This is a genomic window from Streptomyces sp. NPDC058579 (assembly GCF_042718575.1).
Taxonomy (GTDB): domain Bacteria; phylum Actinomycetota; class Actinomycetes; order Streptomycetales; family Streptomycetaceae; genus Streptomyces.
Genome location: NZ_JBHXPI010000012.1, coordinates 14,539 through 37,468, shown reverse-complemented (window position 1 = coordinate 37,468; position 22,930 = coordinate 14,539). Strand labels below are relative to the sequence as shown.

Genomic DNA, 22,930 nt, shown 5'->3' with positions numbered 1-22,930 from the left:
GCATAAGGTGGAGGGCATGACAGATCAGGGCGATATCCCGGGCAAGCCCACCTCCGCGTCCCGCACCACCCTCAGCCACATCATGACGAGCCACGACACCAACCTCCTGGGTACGGTGCACGGCGGCGTGATCATGAAGCTGGTGGACGACGCGGCGGGCGCCGTCGCGGGCCGCCACTCGGGCGGACCGGCGGTGACCGCGTCCATGGACGAGATGGCGTTCCTGGAGCCGGTCCGGGTCGGCGACCTGCTGCACGTGAAGGCCCAGGTCAACTGGACCGGCCGGTCCTCCATGGAGGTCGGCGTCCGGGTCATGGCCGAACGCTGGAACGAGTCCACGCCCGCCCAGCAGGTCGGCTCGGCGTACCTGGTCTTCGCCGCGGTCGACGCCGACGGCAAGCCCCGCGTGGTGCCCCCGATCGTCCCGGAGACGGAGAAGGACAAGCGCCGCTACCAGGAAGCCCAGATCCGCCGCACCCACCGCCTGGCCCGCCGCCGAGCGATCATGGAACTCCGCGAACAGCGAGTGGCAGAGGGCTACGAGGACTAGTACGAGGACCAAGGGGCTGCGGCTAAACGTTTCCGCCCGCCACCCCCTAGGGGAGGGCCGCCGCCTACGGGCAGACCACCTGGTCCCCCGACACCGCCTCGAACGGCCCCGACTCCGGCTCGTCCGCCCGGACCCGTGTGACGGCCTTGAAGTCGAGGCCCGCCACCACCCGCAGCGTCCTGCCCCGCCCCTTCACCGCCTTCAGCTCCACCCCCGGCAGCGCAGCCGCCAAGGACTTCGCCGAGCGGTCCCAGCGCGGGTCGTACTCCACCAGCGTCCGCCGCCGCTCCGGCCCCTCCCCGGTGCGCGGCGCCCGCGTCGTGTCGAAGCCCGTGGCCCGCAGGCCGTCGTCCACCTTGCGGCCCAGGCCGTCCGTCCGGGTCCCGTTGTAGACCTGCACCCGGATCGTCTTCGGGGCCACGTCCACCACCACCGGCTTCGGCCGCCCCTTCGCGTCCGCGGTCTCCGCGCGCCGCGGGGCGAGCGGCCGGTCCTCGCGCAGGGCCTGGAACAGCGTCTGCGCCTTGGGCGCGTCCCACTTCACCGTCGAGCCGATGCCCGGCACGGGGAAGCTCCAGTCCCCGACCGGTACGGAGACGAACTCCGACGACGCCGGGGTGAACCCCTGCATCGCCTTGGCGAGGGACAGCAGCTGCTCCGTACCGAAGCCCGCGTCCGCCCGCACCGAGTTCAGCATCGTCGTCGCCACCTCACGGAACCGCACCGGGTTCAGCAGCACCCCGCCGCTCGACATCCGGTCGATGAGCGCCGCGAGGAAGCGCTGCTGCCGCTGCATCCGGCCGATGTCGGCCGCGCCGTCGACATGGCGCGAGCGCACGTACTGCAGCGCCTGCCCACCGTTCAGCTCGTGCGGCCCGGCCGCCAGGTCGAGGCCTGTGTACTTGTCCTTCATCGGCCGGGGCGTACAGATCTCCACCCCGCCGACCGCGTCGACCGTCTTCATGAAGCTGGTGAAGTCGACCTCCAGATAGTGGTCGATCTTCACCCCCGTCAGGTTCTCGACCGTCCGCACGGTCAGCCCGGGCCCGCCCTCGGCGTACGCGGCGTTCAGCTTCACCGGGTGCGCCTGGTGCCGCTTCCCCGTGGTCGCGTCGGTGTGCTCGGGCATCTCGGCGTACGAGTCGCGGGGGAGGCTCACCACACTCGCCCGGTCCCGCTTCTCGCTGATGTGCACCAGCATCACGGTGTCCGTGCAGTGGCAGGGAGCCCCGCCCAGCCGGTACGCCTTCCGCTGCTCGGGCGTGATGCTGTCGCGCCCGTCCGTGCCCACGACCAGCACGTTCATGCCGTCCCCTGCCCGGGGGCGGTTCTTCATGTCCTTGAACGGGTCGACCCGGTTGATCCCGGTGTCCAGGCCGGTGACCAGCGCGTGCCCGATGCCGCCGGCCCCGAGGACGACGACGGAGAGGGTGGTCGCCATCCGCATGCCCCACCGGGGCCGCGCGGCCCGTCTGCCGCGGCGCGCCGGTACGGGACGGGCGGTCGGCCGGGGACGGGGCGTGCGGGGCGGTGTGGGCACCGGGGGACACCTCCGCGGGTGTGACGAGGGGAACCGTGAGCACCGTAGGCCCATACGATCAGCGCAAGGGTGCGGCGCTCGCCGTGACGCGCTTCCTGTCCCCCATTCGCGGTAACGTGGCCGGCAATGAACGCCACGCCCCCCGTCTCCGTGATCATGCCGGTCCTCAACGAGGAGCGGCACCTGCGCAACTCGGTCCGTCACATCCTCGAGCAGGAGTACGACGGCGAGATGGAGGTGGTGATCGCGCTCGGCCCGTCCACGGACCGCACCGACGAGATCGCCGCCGAACTCGTCGCAGAGGACCCGCGCGTCCACACCGTGCCCAACCCCACCGGCCGCACGCCCGCCGCCCTCAACGCGGCGATCAAGGCCTCGCGCCACCCGATCGTGGTGCGGGTCGACGGTCACGGCATGCTGTCGCCCAACTACATCGCCACCGCCGTCCGCCTCCTGGAGGAGACGGGCGCGCAGAACGTCGGCGGCATCATGCACGCCGAGGGCGAGAACGACTGGGAGCACGCGGTCGCCGCCGCGATGACCTCGAAGATCGGCGTCGGCAACGCGGCCTTCCACACCGGCGGCCAGGCGGGCCCGGCCGAGACCGTGTACCTGGGTGTCTTCCGCCGCGAGGCGCTTGAGCAGCAGGACGGCTACAACATCGAGTTCATCCGCGCCCAGGACTGGGAGCTGAACTTCCGTATCCGCGAGGCGGGCGGCCTGATCTGGTTCTCGCCCGAGCTGCGCGTCCAGTACCGCCCGCGGCCCAGCGTCCGCGCGCTGGCGAAGCAGTACAAGGACTACGGCCGTTGGCGCCACGTCGTGGCCCGCTACCACCAGGGCTCGATCAACCTCCGCTACCTCGCCCCGCCGACCGCCGTCTGCGCGATCGCGGCCGGTGTCGTGGTCGGCGCGGCGCTCACCCCGCTCGGCTTCCTGATCCCGGCCGGCTACCTGGCCGCGATCGCCGCGGGCTCGGTCCCGGCGGGCAAGGGCCTCCCGCTCAAGGCCCGCCTGCAGATCCCGGTGGCCCTCGCGACGATGCACATGTCCTGGGGCTACGGCTTCCTGACGAGCCCGCGCGCGCTCGCGAAGAAGGTCATCGCGAGCCGCCGCCCGGCGGTGACGACGAGCGCGAAGGTCTGACACCTCGTACGAACACGGCGAACGGCCGGGTCCCCTCGGGGCCCGGCCGTTCGCCGTATGTGGACGTCGTCAGCGGGTCAGCTCTTGCCGTCCCACTTGTAGACGCTGTAGACCTCCATGCACTTCACCTTGTCGTCCGCGCCCTCGGGCAGGTCGCCCGCCTCGGACTTCGGCTTCTTGTACGTGGCGCCCTCGCGCCAGTCCGCGCCGATGACCAGGGTGATGTTCTGCGCCGTCGCGTCCGCGCGGACCGCCGTGTCGGGCAGACCGAGCGCCTTGGCCACGGACAGCGCGTCCGCCTTGCCCTGATCGCCGCCGGACTTCGGGTACTTGACGACGGTGTCCTTGCGGGGCTCGGCGCTCCGCGAGGCGTCCGCCTGCGTGAACCCCTTGCCCTTCAGGGTCTCGGCCATCGTGCCGGCCCGGCCCTCCGTGGGCGCCGCGCCGTCGCCGGCCGTGCCGTTGACGACCGTGACGGCGAGCGTCCCGGGCGCGGCGGCCGTCGGGCCCTGCGGCTTCGGCTTCGCGGACGCGGTCGGCTTGGCGCCGGCCGGGTCGCCGTTCTTGTCGAGGGCGACGTCGTCGCGGAGCATCGACCAGATCTTGTCGGCGGCGGTCGGCACCATGACGAGCTTGTTCCGGTCCTGGGACCACTCGGTGGTGGGGATCGTCGCCGTCGTGAGGCGGTCCAGCTTCACGTTCTTCAGCTGCATCGAGAGATCGAAGAGCTTCGACACGGAACGGATCTCGTCGGAGACCTGGAGCGCCTTGGTGGCGGTCTCGGCCAGGCCCATGAGACGTCCGGTGTCGGTCCAGGCGTTCTGGCTCTGGAGCTTCTCCATCATGCCGTTCATGTACATGTGCTGGGCCTTGGCGCGGTTCTGGTCGCTGCCGAACGCGTGCCGGGTGCGCAGCCACTGGAGCGCCTGCTCACCCTTGACCTCGGTGGTCCCCGCCTTCAGCTTCAGGCCGGAACCGCCCTTCACCTGCCGGGTCGACTTGTCCCAGACACCGGTGTCCACGCAGACCGGGACGCCGCCGACCTCGTCCGCCATGGAGACCACACCGGCGAAGTCGACCATCATCCAGTGGTCGATGTAGACCCCGGTGATGCTCTCCCAGGTGGTCAGCGTGCAGCCGGGACCGCCGCGGGCCAGGGTCTCGTTGATGGGGCTGGTGGTCGTCTCGGCGTACTGCTTGCCGGCCTCGTCCTTGCACTGCGGGATCTTGACGATCGTGTCGCGCGGGATCGAGATGATGTTGGCGTTCTTGCGGTCCGCGGAGATGTGCAGCAGCATCTGCACGTCGGCGAGCGCCTTGCGGTCCCGCTCGTTCTTTCCGCCGCCCAGCGCCACGTTCTTCTCGTCGGCGCGGCTGTCGGAGCCGATGAGCAGGATGTTGAGCGGGGTGTCGCCGAGCGCGTTCGGCGCGGCCTTCTTCACACCGCTGTCGCCACCGGCGCGGCTGCCACCGCGGATGTTGTTGTTGAGGTGCTGGTAGTACAGGTATCCGGCGGCGGCCGTCCCAAGTATCAGGAACGACAGGGTCGCCGCGACCCAGCGCAGCACCTTGCGTTTGCCGCTCTTCTTGGCGCGCCTGCGCGGCCCTTTGCGCCGGTGGCTCGCACGGCCTTCGCCGGCGCTCCGCCCGGGACCGCTCTTGTCCCCGTCGCCGGAAGCCCCGTCGCCGGAAGCCCCGTCGCCGGAAGCCGCGGCGCCCGAAGTCCCGTCACCCGCGGACCGGTTGCCCGAAGCGCGGTCGCCCGAAGCCCGGTCGCCCGGGCCCCGTTCGCCGTCGTCCCCGTAGAGACTCTCGTCCCAGCCCAATTCGCGGGCGTGCGGAACGCGACCCCTGGTCCCCTCCCCACGCACGCTGTTCTGTCCCACCCCTGGTCCCCCTCCTCAGGAGCGCGCCGAAGCCCGGTGTTTCCGGGTCACTCGGCGCACACCTTCTTGTCTGCGGTCTGAGCACCCTCCGGCGCCTTCGCCGGACCGGTGATGGGCACCCCCGCGCCCTTGAAGTCGGAACCGAGGACGAGCGTCATGGGTGCGAGCGCCTCGGCGTTCTGCGTGCCCGGCTTGAGCGCCGTGGCGGGCAGGCCCATCATGTCCGCGAGCTTGCGGGCCTGATCGGCCTGGTTCGGTGCGTATTCGAGCGTGGTCTTCGCCGCCTTCTCGGGGGCGTTGCTCTTGTTCGTGGACCTGCTGACGCCCTGCTCGTTCTGGAGCCAGTTGATCGTCGACTGCGCGGCGCCCGTGATGCCGCTGCCGTTGTAGACGTCGACGCGCACCTCGCGCGCGGTGGAGCGGGCGCCCTTCAACAGGGCGGCCTGGGCGTTCTTGGCGTCCTGCTGCTTCTTCTTCACCTCGGTGAGCGAGGTGTCGGACTTCATCATCGCGAAGAGCTGCGGCGCCTTGGTCGGGTCGGGCACGACCGTCGCCTTGATCTTCTCGGCGGGGTTGTCTATGACCGGCAGCGTCGTGAACGTGATGTTCTTCGTGTCGATCTTGGCGAGTTCCTCGCCGAGGGACTTGAGCTTCCCGATGCTGCCTATGCCGGAGTCGACGGTCAGCGCGTTCGTGGCCGCCTCGGCGAGGTCGAGCAGCTTGCTCGGACTGGTCAGGGTCTCGTCCGACTTCATCTGCCGGATCATCGAGGAGAGGAACTGCTGCTGGATCTTGATCCGGTCGAGGTCGCTCTCGTTGCCGAAGCTGTGGCGCGTACGGACGAAGGCGAGGGCCTGCTCGCCCTGGATGGTCGACTCGCCGGCCGGCAGGTTGAGCTTGGAGTCCTTGTCCTTGACCGGCTTGACCAGACAGACCTTCACGCCGCCGACGGCCGTCGTCATCTCCTTGACGGCGTTGAAGTCGGCCATCATGAAGTGGTCGACGGTCAGCCCGGTGAGCTCCTTGACCGTACGCATCGTGCAGCCCGGGTCGCGGTCGGACTGGCCGAGGCTGACGTTGAACCGCTCGTCGGCCTGGCCCGGGATCGTCTTGATCGTCCCGTCCGGCATCTTCGTCTGGCACTCGGGGATCTCGGTCTTCAGGTCGCGCGGGATGGACATCGCCGTGGCGTTCGTCCGGTCCTTGGAGACGTGGAAGAGGATCGTGGTGTCGGCGTGGCCGGGGCTGTTCTTGTCGCCGTAGCCCTCGTTGCCGTCGCCGGTCCGCTTGTCCGTGCCGATCAGCAGGATGTTGACGGCCTGGTCCTTCTTGAAGCCCGTGCTCTGCGCGCCGACCACGTCGACCTTGTTGATGTTCCCGTTGAGGTGGTCGTAGTACGCGTACGCGCCCACGGCACCGCCCACGAGCACGAGGGCCATCGTCCCGCCGGTCCACAGCAGGACCTTCTTCTTGCGGGAGTTCGCGGGCTTGCGCTTGCGCCGGCCCTGCTGCGGGACGCCGCCCGCGGGCCCCTCGGGGGCGCGGCGGCGGCGCTGGCCGGGGACGGGCGCCTCGGCGGGCGCGCCGGTCGGCGTGCCGGTCGTACGGGAGCGCTGGCCGGAGCGGGACCCCTCGGGCGTTCTCGGACCCGGAGGCGTCGCCCCGCGAGGGCGGGACTTCGACGGCGACTGCGGCTGGGACTGCCCAGCGGAGTGGTTCAGTCGCAGTTCGTAGTTGCCTGTCTGCGGGTTGAGGACCCACTGGTCGGCGGGGTCGATCTCATCCGCCTGTCCACGGCTGTGCGCGTCCACGGTTACTTGAATCCTCCGTCGGTGCCACGCGAGGCGCCTCCCCCGGCAGGCGCTCGGTCGTTCGATCCGTTGAGTGCGCGACCACGCGGTCGGACGCACCGGATCGCGTCACACTATCCGCCCAGTTCAGCGTGGGGCGACGTCCGTGACAAATTCCACGCCCCTTACAACTGGGCAATTTGCCCAAACCTCTTCCGCCACCGTCCTCCCCCCGAACTCCTTGGACTCCCTTTTACTCACCGGTCACTTTTCCGCCACTCATCCACCCCTAGGAACACGCTCCCTCCGCCGCGCTGCGCCCCGTGAAAGTCGGCGCCGGTGTCGTACTCGGAGAGCTCGCGGCGTCCGGCTTCCCGTCGCTGACCTGGTCCGGGTCCGGGCTCGCGGCCGGGCTCGCGCCGCCTCCGCCCCCGCCCGCGGACGGCGAGGGTTCGGCGCCCGGAGCGACGGTGACGGGCTTGTCCTCCCGTAGCCGCTTGAAGAGTTGACCCGCTTCGGGTTGTACGAGTTCGTCCCGGTTCGCGTCGTACGAATACGGCCGCCGGGGCACCGTGAGGAACTGCACCTTCTCCGTGGGGATCGCCCGCATCGACCGCGCCAGGTCGTACAGGTCCCGCAGCGAGTCGAGCCCCGGGTCGGTCGTGATCGACTTCGTCGCCGCGTCCAGGACCGGGTAGAGCCGGGTCGGATTCAGCAGCACGCCGTTGCTCTGCACCTTGTTGACCAGCGCGCCCAGGAACTGCTGCTGGCGGTCCATGCGTTCCGTGTCGCTGCCGTTGCCCAGCGTCTTGCGGGCCCGTACGAAGCCCAGCGCCTGCTCCCCGCGGAGCGTCTGGCGCCCGGCCGGCAGCTTCAGCTTGGCGTCCTTGTCGTCGATCGGCTCCTTCAGGCAGATCTCCACGCCGTCGACGGCGTCGACCATCTTCTTGAAGCCCCGGAAGTCGATCACCATGTGGTGGTCGATCCGGATCGCGGTCAGCCGCTCGACGGTACGGATCGTGCACGCCGTGCCGCCGATCTCGAAGGCGGAATTGAACTGGGCGAACATTTCCCCGGTCCGCGTTCCGTCCTTCGCCTTGCAACTCGGCATGTTCACCATCAGGTCACGCGGAATCGACACGGCCGTCGCACTCGACCGCCCCGCCGCGATGTGCAGCAGGATCGTGGTGTCCGAGCGCTGGGTGCCCTTGTCCTTCCCGTACTTGGCGTTGCCCGCCCCCGTCCGGGTGTCGGAGCCGATGAGCAGGATGTTCTGCGCGCCCATCGCGACCGCGGTCGGCCGCTCCTTGTCGTACGCGCGCAGTTCGGCCGCGGCGTCGGTGTCGGTGGTGATGTTGTTGTCGAGCTTGCGGTAGAGCCACCAGCCGGTACCCGCCGCGGCGAGGACGACCACCGAGCACCCGAGAGCCGTCCAGCGCAACCAGTGACGCTTGCGCGGGACCTCGGGTTCGGTCTCCGGTTCCGCCTCCGGTTCGGCGGGCGTGCCGGCACTGTCCGTCACGTCTGAGTCCATCCTTCACGGCGTCGGCGGCGCGCCCGGGAGCCGCCGTTCGAAGAGTGGGACGGCCGAACCGGACGCATGGTTGTGCGGGAGGGGTGCGTACCCGCCGATCATGTACCGGAGTTGACGCACGGACCCGGGGACTCGGCGAGTCGGTGCGCCATATGGGTGGAACGAGTGGAATGGGTGGAACGTCAGCGGGTGGTCACACGGCGGTCGCTCGTCACGCGGCCGTCGCTCGTCACACGGCGGTCGCGGTGACGCGCTCGCTCTCCACCCGCTTGTCGAGCGACTCGGGGGCCAGCTGGTCCAGGTTCCGGCACAGGACGACGGACGCCCCGGCCGCCAGCGGCGCGTACAGCCCCGCGGAGAGCCCGTCCCAGCCGTCGTACGGCTGGCCGGAGAGCAGCCGCGCCCCGGGGGCGAGGCCCAGGGCCTCGGCGTCCGCGCGGGCCCGCTCCACGAGCTGGGCGCCCGTCAGCTCCGTACCGCCGACGAGGAGCGCGGGCGCGCCGGCGTCCACCGGGACGAACGGGGCGAACCGGTCACCCTGGCTCGGTACCTCCACCGCGTAGTCCGCGTACCCGGCGGGCGCGGCGGGGAAGCGGCGGCCCAGCGGGGCGAGGGAGAGCGCGATCCGGTCCCCGGAGCAGGCGAGCCCGGCGTCGAGACCGTCCGGTCCCGCGACGACGTAGTCGGCGTCCGCCGGGTCGCCGCCGACCTCGGCGACCACGCCGACCGAGGAGCAGGCCAGCAGCCACACGGCGGTCTGCCAGTGCGCGGGCAGCAGGAGCGCGAGCCGGTCGCCGGGGGAGGCGGACAGCTCGCCCTGGAGCAGATTGGCCGTCTTCGCCACCCAATTGGCGAAGGTGGCCACGGACAATTCGACGCGCTCACCGGTGGCGTCGTCGTAGAAGGTGACCAAGGGGCGGGCGGGGTCCGCGGCGAGCGCGGATCGCAGCAGGTCGGCGGGGGTGCGGTCGCTGGCGTTCACGCGGGCAAGGGTACGCGGGGAGGGATGCGGGGACCCGCCGTACCGGTGACGCCGTCCTCCGGTCGGACCGACGCGCCGTCAGTTTCCGGCCGCGATCCCGGCGCGCGGAACACGCCCGGGGTACGGACGATCCTTTACATGCGTGCCTACCTCGCCTCCTCGGTCGCCGTCACGTGTGCGGCGGCGCTCGCCCTGCCGTTGTCCCTCGCGACGCCGGCGGCGTCGCACAAGCCGGCCGCGTACAGCGCGAGACCGGACGTGGAAGTCGCCGGGTCCACCCAGTCCCTGCCCCTCGCCCCCCTGGGGGACGGCCGCCGGGCCGTCGGCTCGCCCGGCACCGCCGGCGCGGCGCAGGGGCTGACCCGAAGGGACGTCAGACCCTTCTCCCTCGTCGGCGTCGTCTGGGACGACGCCCAGGCCCACCTGCACGGCTCGGTCCAGGTCCGCACCCGGGCGACCGGGAGCGGGACCTGGTCGGAGTGGCAGGAGCTGGAGACCCACAACGACGACCACGGCGCCGATCCCGGTACCGCGGAGGCCGCGTCGGGAGCGGTCCGCGGGGCCACCGCGCCGCTGTGGGTCGGCGACTCGGACGGCGTCGAGATCCGCGTACGGCCGACGGACGACACCGGTACGGACCGAGGGCCGACGGAACCGCTCCCCACGGGCCTCCGCCTGGAACTGGTGGACCCGGGGGAGGAGCGGTCGCCGGAGGAGTCACCGGCCCAGTGGCCGGGGCTCGGCGCACTGGACGACAAGGCCCCCGCGACCCACGGCAGGTCCCTGTCCCAGACCACACACACGGCCCACCGCGGCCCGACGATCGAGGAGGCGGCGGCGTTCTCCGTGAACGCGCAGCTCGCCCCGGTCGGTTCGGCCGTGATCCCGGCGGCCGCCGCGGCGAGGCCGTACATCGGGCCGCGCCCGAAGATCATCACGCGCAAGGGCTGGGGGGCGAACGAGAAGCTGCGCGAGCGGGGCTTCGTCTACACCAAGTCGATCAAGGCCGCCTTCGTCCATCACAGCGCGACCGGCAACAACTACACCTGCAAGCAGGCGCCCTCCGTCCTGCGCAGTATCTACCGCTACCACACCCAGAGCAGTGGCTGGCGCGACATCGGCTACAACTTCGCCGTCGACAAGTGCGGAAACATCTACGAAGGCCGCGCCGGGGGAGTGGGCAAGCCGGTCCTCGGCGCCCACACGCTCGGTTTCAACACCAACAGCATGGGCATCGCCGTCCTCGGCACCTTCAGTTCGAAGACTCCGCCGGCCGCCGTGACGACGGCGATCGCGCGGCTGACCGCATGGAAGCTGGGGCTGTACGGGGCGAATCCGAAGGGGAAGTCGACGCTCACCTCGGGCGGAGGGAACCGGTACAAGAAGGGCACGAGGGTCAAGTTCAACGCCATCGCCGGACACCGTGACGGTTACGCCACGGCCTGCCCCGGAGCCCGCCTCTACGGGAAGCTCGGCAGCGCCCGTACCGCCTCCGCGAAGTACCAGGGGCGGCCGTGATGCGGCCGCCGGTCCGACCATCTGCATAAACTGACCGGTCATATCGCCCAGACGAGCGAAACGAGCCCAGACGGGCGATGAGACCGGACCCGGACAGGAAGCAGAGACGACAGGTGACAGAAGCGATCCTCCTGGTCGGTGGCAAGGGCACACGGCTACGGCCCCTGACGGTGAACACACCGAAGCCGATGGTCCCGGCGGCGGGCGTGCCGTTCCTGACGCACCAACTGGCAAGGGCCAAGGCGGCGGGCGTGGACCACGTGGTCCTGGCCACCTCGTACCTCGCGGAGGTCTTCGAACCCCACTTCGGTGACGGTTCGTCGCTGGGGCTCAGCCTGGAGTACGTCACCGAGGAGGAGCCGCTCGGCACCGGCGGCGCGATCCGCAACGTCGCCTCGCGCCTGCGCTCGGGCCCGGACGACCCGGTCCTCGTCTTCAACGGCGACATCCTGACCGGCCTGGACATCCGGGCCCTCGTCGCCACGCACGACGCCTCGGGCGCGGACGTCTCGCTGCACCTGACGCGGGTCGAGGACCCGAGGGCGTTCGGCCTGGTCCCGACGGACCCGACCGGGCGGGTGACGGCGTTCCTGGAGAAGCCGCAGACGCCCGAGGAGATCGTGACCGACCAGATCAACGCGGGGGCGTACGTCTTCCGCCGCTCGGTCATCGACACGATCCCGACGGGCCGCCCGGTCTCGGTGGAACGAGAAACGTTCCCGGAGCTGCTGGCTGCCGGGGCCCACCTCCAGGGCTTGGTGGACTCCACCTACTGGCTGGACCTGGGCACCCCCCAGGCCTTCGTCCGCGGCTCCGCCGACCTGGTCCTGGGCCACGCCCCGTCCCCGGCGGTTCCGGGCCGCTGCGGCGACCGCCTGGTCCTGCCGACGGCCCGCGTGGCCCCGGACGCCAAGCTCACGGGCGGCACGGTCGTCGGCGCGGGCGCGGTGGTGGGCGAAGGCGCCCGCATCACGGGCTCGACGCTGCACGAGGGCGCGGTGGTCGAACCGGGCGCGGTCATCACCGACTCCCTGATCGGCGCGGGCGCCCGCATCGGAGCCCGTACGGTCCTCACGGGCGCGGTCATCGGCGACGGCGCGCACGTGGGCGAGGACAACGAACTCCGCGAAGGCATCCGAGTCTGGTGCAACACCACCCTCCCCCCGGGCGCGATCCGCTTCTCCTCGGACCAGTAGCGACGAGCCGCAGGGCGGCGCGCCTCGCGCGTCGCCGCCCGCCGACGGCACCGTGCCGCGCGCTTCCGCGCGCCGAGCAACCACGCGGGACCCGCACCTCTGCTCCTTCCCACCGGCTGCCCGCAGCCGCCGACGGCGCGCAACCGCCCACGGGACCCGCACCACTGCTTCTTTCCACCCGCTAGCCGCAGCCGCCGGCGGCGGGCAACCGCCCACGGGAAGACCCGCACCTCTGTCCTCTCAGCTGCACGGGTGGTGCGGGTGGGAATCCAAGCCCGGCCGGAGGCCGGGCGCACCACCCCGCCGGGCGGCACCCGCCCGGCTACGCTCATACACATGGCCGGCCGCTTCGCACCCCGTACCCCCACGACCCGCACCACCGTGCGCGGCGGCCACATCCCCGTACCCACCACGAGGACGCCCGCGCCCACTTCCGGGGCGACCCGCCGCTGGACCCCCACTGCCCCCACGGACCTAGGCCTCACCCTGGGCCCCCTCCGCAGAGGCGTCGGCGACCCCACCTTCCGCACCACCCCCGACGGCTCCGTCTGGCGAGCCACCCGCACCCCGGAAGGCCCCGGCACCCTTCGCGTCGCCCTCCGCAGGAGCGAGGGCCAGGCAGAGGCCGAAGCGTGGGGCCCAGGCGCGCAGTGGCTCCTCGACCGCCTCCCCCAACTCCTCGGCGCCGACGACGACCCCACCGCCTTCGTCCCCCGCCACCGCCTCCTCGCCGCCACGCACCGCCGCCGCCCAGGCCTCCGGCTGACCCGCACGGGCCTGGTGATGGAGTCGCTGATCCCCTCGATCCTGGAGCAGAAGGTCACCACGACGGAGGCCTACCGAGCCTGGCGCCTGCTCGTACGCAAGTACGGAGAACCGGCCCCCGGCCCCGGCCCCACCCCCGGCCCCACCCCCGGCCCCACCCCCGGCGAGCAACACCGCCTCCACGTCATGCCCGACCCCCGCACCTGGTCCCTGATCCCGTCCTGGGAATGGCACCGCGCCGGCGTCGACGACAAACGCGCCGCCACCGTCCTCCGCGCCACCAAGGTCGCCGCCCGCATGGAGGAAGCCGCGACCATGGACCCCGAACAGGCCCAGCAGCGCCTGGAGTTGATCCCCGGCATCGGCCCCTGGACCTCCGCCGAGACGATCCAGCGCAGCAACGGCGCCCCGGACGCGGTGACCGTAGGCGACTACCACCTGCCCGGCATCGTCGGCTACGCCCTCGCGGGCGACCGCACCACCGACGACGCGGCCATGCTCGAACTGCTGGCCCCGTACGCGGGCCAACGCCACCGCGCGGCCCGCCTCATCCTCCTCAGCGGCCAGACCCCACCGCGCAGGGCCCCGCGCATGACCCCGGGCAACATCGCGGCCCTCTGAGGGGCGACGGACGCCACAGACTCACCGCACCTCGATGAACCGCCCAGCCTGCCGCTCCACCCGCTCCTTCGGCGCCACCGCCGCGTGACCGACCGCGACCGCGCCCATCGGGTCCCAGTCCTCCGGGATCCCGAGGACCTCCCGTACGACCTCACGGCAGAACATCGTCGAGGACACCCACGCCGACCCCAGCCGCTCGCCCGCGAGCGCGACCAGGAAGTTCTGCACGCCCGCGCCCGCCGCGACCACGAACATCTCGCGCTCGGCGGCGTCCCGGCGCGGGTCGCCGTAGTGGTGCGAGCCGTCCATGACCAGACACGGCACCACCAGGTACGGCGCGTTCCGCAGCACGTCCCCGCGGCGCACCCGCTTGGCGATGGACTCCTCCGACCTGCCGTCCCGCCGCAGGTCCGCGATCCACGCGTCCCGCATCGCGTCGAGCAGCCGGACCCGCGAGGCCTCCGACTCCAGCAGCACGAACCGCCACGGCGTCGTGTGGTGCGGCGCAGGGGCCGTGACGGCGGCGGCGACCGCGCGCCGTACGGCGCCGGGGTCCACGGCCTCGTCGGTGAACTCCCGGACGGTACGCCGCAGGGTCACCGCCTCCCGTACCGCCTCCGACGTCCCGAGCCGGAACATGTCGTCGGCCGCCCCGCGCACCATCGCCCGGGCGCCCTCCTCGAAGGAACCGTCCACGACGTGCGGCAGCCCGCGCACGACGGCGACCGGCAGCCCGCTCGCCTTCCCCTTCACGAGGTCACCGGCGGCGGCCAGTTCGTCCGCCGTGGCGACGACCGTGGCGCTGAGCGGATTGCCGTACGCGTCCGTCCCACCGCGCAGGTCGTCGAGGACGCGCACTCCGGCGGCGCCGATGGCCACGTCGGTGAGTCCGTTGCGCCAGGGCCGGCCGAAGGTGTCCGTGACGACGACCCCGACGTCGACGCCGAGGGCGTCCCGCAGCCCGTCCCGGATCGCGCGGGCCGAGGCGTCCGGGTCGACGGGCAGCAACAGGACTGTCCCGGCGGGGGTGTTGGAGGCGTCGACCCCGGCGGCGGCCATCACCAGACCTTGCCGGTTCTCGACGATCCGGAGCGTGCCGCGCCGTGCCACGACCCGTACGGTCTCGGCGTCGATCGCCTCCTCGCGGTCGTCGGCGGCGATCACCCGCCCCTCGGCCTTGCTCACGATCTTGGAGGTCACGAGCAGGACGTCCCCGTCCTGGAGCCCGGGCGAGACGGAGGCGATCAACTTGGCGAGATCGTCCCCAGCCCTGACCTCGGGCAACCCAGAGAGAGCCCAGACCCGAAACCCAGGCACACCCCCACTGCCCAAGCCCTCCGAAGCCCCACCCAGGCCCTCCGAAGCACCGCCCAAGCCGCCCGAGCCCCCGGTCTCACCCGAGCCACCGCCCAAGCCCCCGGTCTCACCCGAGCCACCGCCCAAGCCCCCGGTCTCACCCGAGCCACCGCCCAAGCCCTCCGAAGCACCGTCAGAGCCGCCTACGGCGGCATCCGCAGCCCCCCTCATCCCCGGACCTCCTCCGCCAGCGCCAGCGCCTCGCGCGCCATCGCCGTCGTCGCGTCCAGGTCCGTCATCATCAGCGGCACCGCCCGGCAGCGGATCCCCGCCGACTCGACCTCCGCCACCGAGCCCGCGTCGACCGTGTCGACCAGCCAGCCGTCGAGCAGCCCCGAGCCGTAGTGCAGGGCCACCGCCGAGGCCGTGGACTCCACGCCCACCGCCGCGAGGACCTTGTCCGCCATGCCCCGTACCGGCGCGTCGCCGACGATGGGGGAGAGGCCGACCACCGGCACGTCCGCCTCGGCGATCGCCTCGCGGATGCCCGGCACGGACAGGATCGTGCCGACCGACACGACCGGGTTGGACGGCGGGAACAGGATGACGTCCGCATCGGCGATCGCCTCCAGGACGCCCGGCGCCGGCTTCGACGCCTCCGCGCCGACCGCGACCACGGCCTGGGCGTCCACGGACGCCCGCAGCCGCACCCAGTACTCCTGGAAGTGCACCGCCCGCGACTCGCCGTCGACCTCGATCGCGACGTGCGTCTCGACACGGTCGTCGGACATCGGCAGCAGCCGCACGCCCGGCTGCCAGCGCGCGCACAGCGCCTCGGTGACAGCGCTCAGCGGATAGCCCGCGGCCAGCATCTGCGTACGGACGATGTGCGTAGCGAAGTCGCGGTCGCCGAGGCCGAACCACTCCGGCCCCACCCCGTACGCCGCGAGCTCCTCCTTCACCGTGAAGGACTCGTCCTCACGGCCCCAGCCCTGTTCCTCGTTGATGCCACCGCCGAGGGTGTACATCACCGTGTCGAGGTCCGGGCAGACCTTGAGCCCGAAGAGATGGATGTCGTCACCGGTGTTGCCGACGACCGTGATCTCCGCGTCCGGCGCGGCCTGCTTGAGGCCGCGAAGGAAGCGGGCACCACCGATGCCACCGGCCAGAACCACAATGCGCATGTGGTGCAGTTTGTCAGGCCGGTACGACACCGTGGGCGGTCGGGGCAGCCGCGGCGGCCTGGGCGGCGACCGGGGCGCACTGAGCGCGCAGCGACTCGTGCATGGGCATCGACGTCAGGCCCGGGTAGTAGACGTGCAGGCTGACCGCCGGTTCGAGGGAGTCGTTGACGACCTCGTGGACGTACCCCGGCGCGAAGACCCGGGTCGCGCCCCCGTCGAGCTTCCGTACGCCCCGCTCCGTACGCTCCGTCAGTTCGCCCTGGAGGACGGTCAGTACGCCGGACGAGGCGCCGTGGTCGTGCAGGCCGCTGCCCTGTCCGGGCACCCAGGAGAGCAGCCAGACCTCGTAGCCGGGGCCGGTGCGCAGCCGGTGGTACCAGCGGGTGGTGGCGTCGTACTCGACGTGCGGGGCCCACTGCGCGCGGTCGGCGGCGATGGAGCGGGCGAGGCCGACGAACTCGGCCACGGTGGCGGGGTGCTCGCGGGCGGGCTGCAGGAGGTGGGGGACCTCGAGGATGTCGCCGGCGATCTGAAGGTCGCTGTCGCTGTTCATGGGTGCGGTGGTTCCTCGGCAGTAACAGAAGTCGTGCAGGGGGGTCACACAGGAGTCGTGCAAGGGGTCACGCGGGGCAACGCGGGTGACGTGCGGAGAAGGCGCTGGAGCTCGGGGGCATCAACAGCTTGAACAGCAACAGCAACAGCGCGCCTGGACAGCGCTGCGGTACCCACGGGCGTGGGTCGCGGAGGGCGCTGAGGTCGCTGACATGGCATCAAAGGTGCCGGGCGGGTCACCCGACTGTCAACTCAATGCCCGTTTTGGGTGGAATGTTTCACCTCATCCGGTTACATCGCCTGGAGAAAGGTTTGTTCAGGCGCCGAGCAGGAGACATCGCGCAACATCCGAGCCCGTAAACGCGGGTGGCATCTCGTGATCAGACTGTGATCCGGATCGCTTCCGTGGCTGGATCGCAACAAGATCCACGCTCCGGACGTCTCTCTCTGCGAGAGGAGCGGTGCGGCCAGGCCAGTGGCATGTGTCAGGTTTTTGGTGATTTGAACACTTTCCGCATAGCCTTGGTTCCGCAGAGTGAATACCGGGCCCAATAGCAGATTCCGGCTTGACTCGCACAGAGCACGAACTTGTAATTTCACTCGTGTCGTTCGGCCGGAATCGGTGACGGCAACATCACGGGGACGCGAAGACAGACGAGGGGCGCACATGACCGAGTTGTTCCAGGAACTGCTGGTCGAGGACGCGGACGAGGAACTCGGCTGGCAGGAGCGCGCGCTGTGCGCCCAGACCGATCCCGAGTCCTTCTTCCCCGAGAAGGGCGGCTCGACCCGCGAGGCCAAGAAGGTCTGCCTCGCCTGTGAGGTCCGCTCCGAATGCCTGGAGTACGCCCTCCAGAACGACGAACGGTTCGGGATCTGGGGCGGTCTGTCCGAAAGAGAACGTCGCCGCCTGAAGAAGGCCGCCGTCTGACCCGACGGCTTCGGCACCACGGACACCGCCGGCACCACGGGCACCGCCGACCGGTACGACCCACCGGGCGCGGCCCACACGGCACGACCCACCCGCCGAACCACCCACACCCGTACACATCGAACGGTCCGCCCCCTGTGCTCTGTCCACAGGGGGCGGACCCTTTTCTTGCCAGCCGTTAGTGTGGGGCCCCGTCCGAGACGCACCCACGCCCCTCGCGGGCGACCCCCCCCGGCCGGAGGGCCCGTACCTCGATGTCCTCAACTCCTGAGTTCCCACGACACGTCGTCACCGCCGTGCTCGTCGCCCACGACGGCGCCCGCTGGCTGCCGGACGCCCTCGCCGGGCTGCTCGCGCAGGAACGCCCCGTGCAGAACGTCGTCGCCGCCGACACCGGCAGCGCCGACGACTCCGCGCGGCTGCTCGCCGAGTCGATCGGCGCCGACCGGGTGCTGCACCTGGCCCGCCGTACGGGCTTCGGTGCCGCCGTCGAGGAGGCCGCCCGCACCGCGCCCGTGCTCGGCCCCGAGGAACTCACGTACCTGAAGCGCCCCAGCGGCTGGGACCCGGTCACCAGGACCTGGAGCGACGAGGCCTACGACCTGCCCGAACTCCCGCACGGCGAGCCCGTGCAGTGGCTCTGGCTGCTCCACGACGACTGCGCCCCCGAGCCGGACGCCCTCGCCGAACTCCTGCGCGTCGCCGACGCGGACGCGTACGCCGCCGTCGTCGGCCCCAAGCTTCGCGGCTGGTACGACCGCAGGCAGCTGCTCGAAGCCGGCGTCTCCATCGCCCGCAGCGGCCGCCGCTGGACCGGCCTCGACCGCCGCGAGCAGGACCAGGGCCAGCACGACCAGGTCCGCTCCGTCCTCTCCGTCTCCAGCGCCGGCATGCTCATCCGCCGCGACGTCTTCGAGGAGCTCGGCGGCTTCGACCGCCGCCTGCCCCTCATGCGCGACGACGTCGACCTGTGCTGGCGCGCCCACGCCGCAGGACACAGCGTCCTCGTCGCCCCCGACGCCGTCCTGCGGCACGCCGAGGCCTCCGCCCGCGAACGCCGCACCGTCGACTGCGCCGGCCGCTCGGTCGCCAACCCGCACCGCGTCGACAAGGCCGGCGCCGTCTACACCCTGCTCGCCAACAGCCGCGGCGCGACCCTGCCGTACGTCCTGCTCCGGCTGGTCGTCGGCACGCTCCTGCGCACCCTCGCCTACCTCGTCGGCAAGGTCCCCGGCCAGGCCGTCGACGAGGTCATGGGCCTCTTCGCCACCCTGCTGCGCCCCGAGAAGATCCTCGCCGCGCGCAAGCGCCGCAAGAATCCGGCCGTCGCCGCGAGCGAACTCCGCCCGCTCTTCCCGCCGCCCGGCGCCACGATCCGCGCCGCCGCCGAACAGGTCGTCGCGAACTTCGGCGGCTCCGACGCCGATTCCGGCGGCTCGCGCCACGGCGCCGTCGAGACCGGCCCCGGCGGCGACGACGCCGAGTTCCTCGAGATCGAGCAGTTCGCCCGGCTGAAGAAGATCGCCCGCAGGCCCGGGCCCGTCCTCTTCGCCCTCCTCCTCGTCATCTCCGTCGTCGCCTGCCGTGGCCTGTTCGGCGGCGGCTCCCTCGCCGGCGGCGCCCTGCTGCCCGCCCCCGACACGGTCTCCGAGCTCTGGGGGCGGTACGCCGACAGCTGGCACGCCCTCGGCACCGGCGGCACCCAGACCGCGCCGCCGTACCTCGCCGTGCTCGCCGGACTCTCCACGCTCTTCCTCGGCTCCACCTCCTTCGCGCTCACCGTGCTGCTCGTCTGCTCGGTCCCGCTGGCCGGCTTCACCGCCTACTTCGCCGCCCGCCCGATCGTCGAGTCCGCGCTGCTGCGCGCCTGGGGCGCCATCGCGTACGCCTTCCTGCCCGCCGCCACCGGCGCCCTCGCCGCCGGCCGCCTCGGCACCGCCGTCCTCGCGATCCTGCTCCCGCTCATCGCCCGCGCCGCCGTCGCCGCCCACGGCTTCGGTGGCCAGGGGGGCCGCGGCAGCTGGCGCGCCACCTGGGCGTACACCTTCCTGCTGACGTTCACGACGGCGTTCACGCCGATCGTCTGGCCGATCGCCGTCGTCCTCGGCATCGCCGTGCTCGTCCTGCGCCGCGACGACATCGCCGCCTACGGCCTGCGCTTCCTCGCCACCGTCGGCACCCCGATCCTCGTTCTCGCCCCCTGGTCGCTCTCCCTCCTGACCAGCCCCTCCGCCTTCCTGCGCGAGGCCGGCCTCGACATCCGTACGGGCACGGCCTCCGCCCTCGACCTGCTCGGGATCAGCCCCGGCGGCCCGGGCACCACCGGCGGCCTCCTCCTCATCGGCATCGTCCTCGCCGCCCTGGCCGGACTGTTGCGCGAGGAGCGCCGGTTCGCCGTCCTCGCCGCCTGGGCCGCGGCCCTCGTCGGCCTCCTCTTCGCCGCGCTCTCCAACGGCGCGGGCGGCACCGGCTGGGCAGGCCCCGCCACCCTCGTCTACGGCACGGCGCTGCTCGTCGCCGGCATGATCGGCGCCGAGTACGGCCGTACCCGCGTCGCCGCGCACGGCTTCGGCTGGCGCCAGCCGGTCGCCGCGCTCATCGCGCTCGCCGCCGCGCTCGGCCCGGTCGTGGCCGCCGGCGGCTGGATGATCGGCGGCGCCGACGGCCCGCTGACCCGGCGCGACCCCGTCCAGGTCCCGGCGTTCGTCGCCGAGGAGAGCGACACCCGCGACCAGCCCCGCACCCTCGTCCTCGGCGGCAGCTCGCCCGGTGAGGTCTCGTACACCCTGGTCCGCGGCTCCGGCGGCCGCCTCGGAGACGCCGAACTGGCCGCGACGGGCGGCGGCGACACCCGCCTGGACAAGGTCGTCGCGCACCTGGTGGCGGGCTCCGGCGCCGACCAGACCGAAGAGCTCAGCGGCTTCGCGATCCGCTACGTCCTCGTACGGGACGGGGCGCCGCGCCAGATGGGCCGCGTCCTCGACGCCACCCCCGGCCTCAGCAGGCTGAGCCAGCTCGACGGCAGCGCGCTCTGGCGCGTCGACCGCGAGGTCGCCCGCGCGATGATCGTCCCCGCGCCGAAGAGCGGCGAGGCGAAGACGGCCGAGCAGACGGCCGAGCAGGCGGCCGAGCCGGTCGCCGTCGCGGCCGGACCCGTCGAGGTACACACGGAGGTCCCCGCAGGACCGGCCGGCCGCGTCCTGCGCATCGCCGACCGCGCCGACGAGGGCTGGACCGCCACCCTCGACGGCAAGGCGCTGGAGAAGACCACCGTCGACGGCTGGGCCCAGGGCTTCCAGCTGCCCGCCGACGGCGGCCGGCTCGACGTCACGTACGACCAGCCGTTCACGCACACCCTGTGGATCTGGACCCAGGTCGGCCTCGCCGTCGTCCTGCTCGTGCTCGCCCTGCCCGGGCGGCGCCGCGAGATCGACGACGACCTGCCCGAGGAGGAGGTCGTCATCCCCGCCCAGGCGATGGAGGGCGACGGCCGCCGGGCCCGTCGCCTCCGCGCGGCGGCGGAGGCGGAAGCCGCCCAGGAGCAGGAGCAGGAGCAGGACCAGCACGAGGACCAGGGAGAGGGCTACGAAGCTCAGCCCGAGCCCGTCCCCGCACCCCAGGAGCAGCCGTACGCGGCCGCCGACTGGCAGCAGCAGGAGCAGTACGCGCAGCAGGGGTACTACCAGCAGCCCCAGCAGTACGCCGAGTACGGCACCGATCCGTACCAGCAGCAGCAGTACGACCCGTACGCCCAGCAGGGCTACGACCCGCAGCAACAGCAACAGCAGCAGCAGGACCAGCAGCAGTACGAGCAGTACCCGCAGCAGGGCTACGACCAGCAGCAGGCCTACGACCCGTACGCGTACGGGTACGAGACCGAGCAGCGTCCCGACGGGAGCAGCAACCAGTGAAGCGCACCACCCTCTCCCTGATCGCGGTCGCCACCGCCCTCGCCGCCGTCACCGGCTTCGCCGCCCTGACCGCCCCCGACGGCTCCGCCGCCCCCGAGGCCAAGGCGCCGACCACGCTGCCCGTGGAGCGCTCCAGCCTGCTGTGCCCGGCGCCCAGCAGCTCCGAGGTGGCCGAGACGGACTACGTCTCGTACACCCCGGCAGCGGGCTCGTCGGCCACCGGCTCCGCCGCTCCCGCCGCCAAGGCCGAGCTCAAGGCCGCCGCGTCCGCCGCCACCCCCGGCGGCACCACGGCGAAGAAGCCCGGCGCCGCCAAGGCCCCGGCCACCGTCAGCCAGCCCGGCAAGCCCGTCGCCGCCGAGGCGAACGGGCCCACCGCCCCCGCCCTGACGGGCGCGGCCACCGGCGGCCTCGCCCCCGGCTGGACCGTCCAGCAGACCACCGTCGTCACGGCGGGCGGCGCACGCGGCCTGCTCGGCGTCGCCTGCGGCGCGCCCGACACGGACTTCTGGTTCCCGGCCGCCTCCACGGCCAAGGAGCGCCAGGACTACGTCCACCTCACCAACCCCGACGACAGCGCCGCCGTCGCCGACATCCAGCTGTACGGCCCCGAGGGCGAGCTGAAGTCGCAGCTGACCGAGGGCATCCCCGTCCCGGCCCACTCCAGCGTCCCCGTCCTGCTCTCCACGCTCACCGGCCAGGCCCCCACGGCCGACCTGACCGTGCACGTCACGACCCGCAGCGGCCGCGTCGGCGCGGTCGTCGGCGCCGCCGACGACAAGCTCGGCAGCGACTGGCTCCCCGCCTCCGCCGACCCGGCCGGCACCGCCGTCCTGCCCGGCATCCCCGCCGACGCGACCTCGGTGCGCCTGGTGGCGTACGCGCCCGGCGAGAACGACGCCGAGCTGAAGATCCAGCTGGTCGGCGAGACGGGCACGATCGTCCCGGCGAGCGCGCAGTCCCTGCACGTGAAGTCGGGGATGACCGCCTCCGTCGACCTCCCGGACCTCACCCGCGGCGAGACCGGCTCCCTGCTGCTCACCCCGTCCGACCCGAAGAAGTCGACCCCGTTCGTGGCGGCGCTGCGGGTCACGCGGGGCAAGGGCGACAAGCAGGAGGTCGCGTTCATCCCGGCCACGGCCGCGATCGGCGCCCGCGCGACCGTCGCCGACAACCGCGCGGCGGGCTCGACGCTCTCGCTGGCCGCGCCCGGCGAGGCGGCCCAGGTCAAGATCACCGCCTCGGCCGGTACGGGCGGCGGCACACCGGTCTCCAAGACCGTCACGGTCAAGGCGGGCACGACGGCGAAGGTCACCGACCTGGTCCCGGCCGGCCTCAAGGGCTCCTACGCCCTGACCGTCGAGCGGGTCTCCGGCGGACCGGTCCACGCCTCGCGCCTGCTGGCCGTCCCGGAGGACGGGATCCCGATGTTCACGGTCCAGAGCCTGGTGGACGACCGGGGCACGGTCGAGGTCCCCACGGCGAAGCAGGACCTGGGGGTCCTGGACGACTGAGGCGGCTGAAGAAA

At 72.2% G+C, this 22,930-nt stretch carries 16 protein-coding genes; 8 read left to right on the top strand and 8 right to left on the bottom strand.

Annotation, left to right across the window (positions count from 1 at the left end; all coding sequences use genetic code 11):
• Positions 1 to 16 precede the first annotated feature (16 nt).
• The gene (locus ACFWRO_RS16930; protein WP_384510587.1) at positions 17 to 550 is read left to right on the top strand and encodes an acyl-CoA thioesterase; all 534 of its coding nucleotides are present in this window, start codon (positions 17 to 19) and stop codon (positions 548 to 550) included.
• A gap of 64 nt (positions 551 to 614) precedes the next feature.
• Here the strand turns inward: ACFWRO_RS16930 and ACFWRO_RS16925 are convergent, their stop codons facing one another.
• Entirely contained in the window at positions 615 to 1,997 is a 1,383-nt protein-coding gene (locus ACFWRO_RS16925; RefSeq protein WP_384510899.1) for an LCP family protein, read from the bottom strand.
• A 219-nt stretch (positions 1,998 to 2,216) separates the two neighbouring features.
• Here ACFWRO_RS16925 and ACFWRO_RS16920 point away from each other — a divergent pair, with 219 nt between their 5' ends.
• Positions 2,217 to 3,236, top strand: a complete 1,020-nt coding sequence (locus ACFWRO_RS16920) for a glycosyltransferase family 2 protein (RefSeq protein ID WP_384510584.1) — start codon at positions 2,217 to 2,219, stop codon at positions 3,234 to 3,236.
• Between the two features lie 77 nt (positions 3,237 to 3,313).
• Here ACFWRO_RS16920 and ACFWRO_RS16915 read toward each other — a convergent pair whose 3' ends face one another.
• From ACFWRO_RS16915 to ACFWRO_RS16900, 4 genes are all read right to left on the bottom strand, one after another.
• Positions 3,314 to 5,122: an LCP family protein gene (locus tag ACFWRO_RS16915; RefSeq protein ID WP_384510581.1), complete on the bottom strand. Its 1,809-nt coding sequence runs from the start codon at positions 5,120 to 5,122 to the stop codon at positions 3,314 to 3,316.
• A 47-nt stretch (positions 5,123 to 5,169) separates the two neighbouring features.
• Positions 5,170 to 6,933, bottom strand: coding sequence for an LCP family protein (locus tag ACFWRO_RS16910; RefSeq protein WP_384510578.1), 1,764 nt, complete (start codon positions 6,931 to 6,933; stop codon positions 5,170 to 5,172).
• Between the two features lie 268 nt (positions 6,934 to 7,201).
• Positions 7,202 to 8,446, bottom strand: a complete 1,245-nt coding sequence (locus ACFWRO_RS16905; protein WP_384510575.1) for an LCP family protein — start codon at positions 8,444 to 8,446, stop codon at positions 7,202 to 7,204.
• 229 nt (positions 8,447 to 8,675) lie between these two features.
• The gene (locus tag ACFWRO_RS16900) at positions 8,676 to 9,428 is read right to left on the bottom strand and encodes a TIGR03089 family protein (protein ID WP_384510572.1); all 753 of its coding nucleotides are present in this window, start codon (positions 9,426 to 9,428) and stop codon (positions 8,676 to 8,678) included.
• A gap of 138 nt (positions 9,429 to 9,566) precedes the next feature.
• Here ACFWRO_RS16900 and ACFWRO_RS16895 point away from each other — a divergent pair, with 138 nt between their 5' ends.
• The 3 genes from ACFWRO_RS16895 to ACFWRO_RS16885 all read left to right on the top strand — a co-directional run bounded on the left by ACFWRO_RS16895 (position 9,567) and on the right by ACFWRO_RS16885 (position 13,528).
• Positions 9,567 to 10,946, top strand: a complete 1,380-nt coding sequence (locus ACFWRO_RS16895; protein ID WP_384510569.1) for a peptidoglycan recognition protein — start codon at positions 9,567 to 9,569, stop codon at positions 10,944 to 10,946.
• Between the two features lie 113 nt (positions 10,947 to 11,059).
• Positions 11,060 to 12,142 carry a sugar phosphate nucleotidyltransferase gene (locus ACFWRO_RS16890; RefSeq protein WP_384510567.1) on the top strand — a complete coding sequence of 361 codons (1,083 nt, stop codon included), beginning with the start codon at positions 11,060 to 11,062 and terminating at the stop codon, positions 12,140 to 12,142.
• 336 nt (positions 12,143 to 12,478) lie between these two features.
• Positions 12,479 to 13,528 (top strand): DNA-3-methyladenine glycosylase family protein, encoded by a 1,050-nt coding sequence (locus tag ACFWRO_RS16885; protein WP_384510565.1) that lies wholly within the window; start codon positions 12,479 to 12,481, stop codon positions 13,526 to 13,528.
• Positions 13,529 to 13,549: 21 nt separating this feature from the next.
• Here ACFWRO_RS16885 and ACFWRO_RS16880 read toward each other — a convergent pair whose 3' ends face one another.
• The 3 genes from ACFWRO_RS16880 to ACFWRO_RS16870 all read right to left on the bottom strand — a co-directional run bounded on the left by ACFWRO_RS16880 (position 13,550) and on the right by ACFWRO_RS16870 (position 16,561).
• Complete coding sequence (locus tag ACFWRO_RS16880) at positions 13,550 to 14,881, bottom strand: coenzyme F420-0:L-glutamate ligase (protein ID WP_384510896.1); 1,332 nt, start codon at positions 14,879 to 14,881, stop codon at positions 13,550 to 13,552.
• Between the two features lie 170 nt (positions 14,882 to 15,051).
• Complete coding sequence (cofD, locus tag ACFWRO_RS16875) at positions 15,052 to 16,008, bottom strand: 2-phospho-L-lactate transferase (RefSeq protein ID WP_384510563.1); 957 nt, start codon at positions 16,006 to 16,008, stop codon at positions 15,052 to 15,054.
• Between the two features lie 13 nt (positions 16,009 to 16,021).
• Positions 16,022 to 16,561, bottom strand: coding sequence for a cysteine dioxygenase (locus tag ACFWRO_RS16870; RefSeq protein ID WP_384510560.1), 540 nt, complete (start codon positions 16,559 to 16,561; stop codon positions 16,022 to 16,024).
• 666 nt (positions 16,562 to 17,227) lie between these two features.
• Between ACFWRO_RS16870 and ACFWRO_RS16865 the strand changes: the two genes are divergently transcribed.
• The 3 genes from ACFWRO_RS16865 (at position 17,228) to ACFWRO_RS16855 (ending at position 22,916) form a co-directional block, all read left to right on the top strand.
• The gene (locus ACFWRO_RS16865) at positions 17,228 to 17,491 is read left to right on the top strand and encodes a WhiB family transcriptional regulator (RefSeq protein WP_015033978.1); all 264 of its coding nucleotides are present in this window, start codon (positions 17,228 to 17,230) and stop codon (positions 17,489 to 17,491) included.
• 254 nt (positions 17,492 to 17,745) lie between these two features.
• Positions 17,746 to 21,402 carry a glycosyltransferase family 2 protein gene (locus ACFWRO_RS16860; RefSeq protein ID WP_384510557.1) on the top strand — a complete coding sequence of 1,219 codons (3,657 nt, stop codon included), beginning with the start codon at positions 17,746 to 17,748 and terminating at the stop codon, positions 21,400 to 21,402.
• Entirely contained in the window at positions 21,399 to 22,916 is a 1,518-nt protein-coding gene (locus tag ACFWRO_RS16855; protein ID WP_384510554.1) for a DUF5719 family protein, read from the top strand. Before ACFWRO_RS16860 ends, ACFWRO_RS16855 begins: the two co-directional genes overlap by 4 nt.
• The last annotated feature ends 14 nt before the right edge of the window (positions 22,917 to 22,930 follow it).